This window comes from Vibrio fortis (assembly GCF_000695685.1).
GTDB lineage: Bacteria > Pseudomonadota > Gammaproteobacteria > Enterobacterales > Vibrionaceae > Vibrio > Vibrio fortis_A.
The window spans coordinates 1-2,299 of record NZ_JFFR01000017.1; the positions used below are offsets into that span (position 1 = coordinate 1).

At 50.9% G+C, this 2,299-nt stretch carries 1 protein-coding gene; it reads left to right on the plus strand.

Annotated features, from left to right (window positions below):
• The coding region (locus VFDL14_RS12690) for a VCBS domain-containing protein (RefSeq protein ID WP_200870292.1) at positions 1 to 2,299 on the plus strand (2,299 nt) is incomplete at both ends.

The following is a 2,299-nucleotide window of genomic DNA, read 5'->3' on the forward strand; positions in this document are numbered from 1 at the left end:
TGAAACGGATAAACCCGTCACGACCTCTGGCACCCTAACCAGCACTGATGTTGATAATCCAGATAACGCCTTTACGCCAGATTCAATCACCGGTACACACGGCGATCTAACCATTAATGCCAATGGTCACTGGGTGTTTACCGCCAACAGCGCGTTCAACCAACTGAACGTTGGCGACAAAGTTGAAGAGACATTTACCCCCCCCCCCCCCCCCCCCCCCCCCCCCCCCCCCCCCCCCCCCCCCCCCCCCCCCCCCCCCCCCCCCCCCCCCCCTTCGATCACAGGTACGCATGGCGACCTAACCATTGATGCCAATGGTCACTGGGTGTTTACCGCCAACAGCGCGTTCAACCAACTGAACGTTGGCGACAAAGTTGAAGAGACCTTTACGGTTACTTCTGTCGACGGTACTCCGTCTACTATCAAGGTAACAATAAACGGCACTAATGATGCTGCTACGGTGAGCAGTGCAACTGTGGCTGTTGATGAAACGGACTCAGCAATCACAGCCTCTGGCACCCTAATCAGCACCGATATCGATAACCCGGATAACGCCTTTACTGCTTCAACTCAGCACGGCAGCAACGGGGATTTAACCATTGATGCTAATGGTCACTGGGTGTTTACGGCCAACAGCGCATTCAACCAACTCAACGTTGGCGACAAAGTTGAAGAGACGTTTACGGTAACGTCTGTTGATGGAACACCATCCACAATCAAAGTGACCATTAATGGTACCAACGACGCAGCTACGGTGAGTAGCGCAACGGTAGCCGTTGATGAAACAGACTCAACAATTACAACCTTTGGCACCCTAACCAGCAACGATATCGATAATCCGGATAACGCCTTTACGCCAGACTCAATCTCAGGCACACACGGTGACCTAACCATAGACGCTAATGGTCACTGGGTATTCACTGCCAACAGTGCGTTCAACCAACTCAATGTCGGCGATAAAGTTGAAGAAACATTCGCGGTAACGTCTGTCGATGGTACACCTTCCACAATTAAAGTGACCATCAATGGTACCAACGATGCGGCTACCGTCAGCAGTGCGACTGTAGCTGTCGATGAAACAGACACGGCAATAACCACATCAGGCACCCTAACCAGTACTGATGTTGATAATCCGGACAACGCGTTTACTCCAGATTCGATCACGGGCACTAATGGTGACCTAACCATAGACGCCAATGGTCACTGGGTGTTCACTGCCAACAGCGCGTTCAACCAACTCAATGTCGGCGACAAAGTTGAAGAGACATTTACAGTCACCTCTGTCGATGGTACCCCGTCAACTATCAAGGTCACCATCAACGGTACTAACGACGCAGCAACGGTGAGCAGTGCCACTGTTTCTGTTGATGAAACTGACTCCGCAATCACAACCTCTGGCACCTTAACCAGTACCGACGTTGATAACTCTGACAACGCCTTCACACCAGATTCAATCACCGGTACACACGGCGACCTAACCATTGATGCCAATGGTCACTGGGTGTTTACCGCCAACAGCGCGTTCAACCAACTGAACGTTGGCGACAAAGTTGAAGAGACATTCACGGTAACGTCTATTGATGGCACTCCATCCACTATCAAGGTAACAATAAACGGCACTAACGATGCAGCTACGGTGAGTAGCGCAACGGTAGCCGTTGATGAAACGGACTCCGCAATCACGACTTCAGGTACGCTAACCAGCACCGATGTCGATAACCCAGATAATGCCTTTACCCCTTCTTCAATCGCAGGTAACCACGGCGACTTAACCATAGATTCCCATGGTCATTGGGTCTTTACCGCTAACAGCGCGTTCAACCAACTGAATGCCGGCGACAAAGTTGACGAGACATTTACGGTAACGTCTGTCGATGGCACACCATCCACAATTAAAGTGACCATCAACGGTACCAATGATGCCGCCACCGTCAGCAGTGCTGCAGTCTCCATCGATGAAACGGACTCAGCAATCACAGCCTCTGGCACCTTAACCAGTACCGATATCGATAACCCAGATAACGCCTTCACACCAGCTTCGATCACAGGTACCCATGGCGACCTAACCATTGATGCCAATGGTCATTGGGTTTTCACGGCCAACAGCGCATTCAACCAACTGAATGTCGGTGACAAAGTTGAAGAGACGTTTACGGTTGCCTCTGTTGATGGCACACCTTCGACAATTAAAGTAACCATTAACGGTACTAACGACTCCGCTACAGTGAGTAGTGCAAAGGTAACCGTCGACGAAGCGGATAAAGCCACCACAACCTCTGGTACTCTAATTAGCACCGAT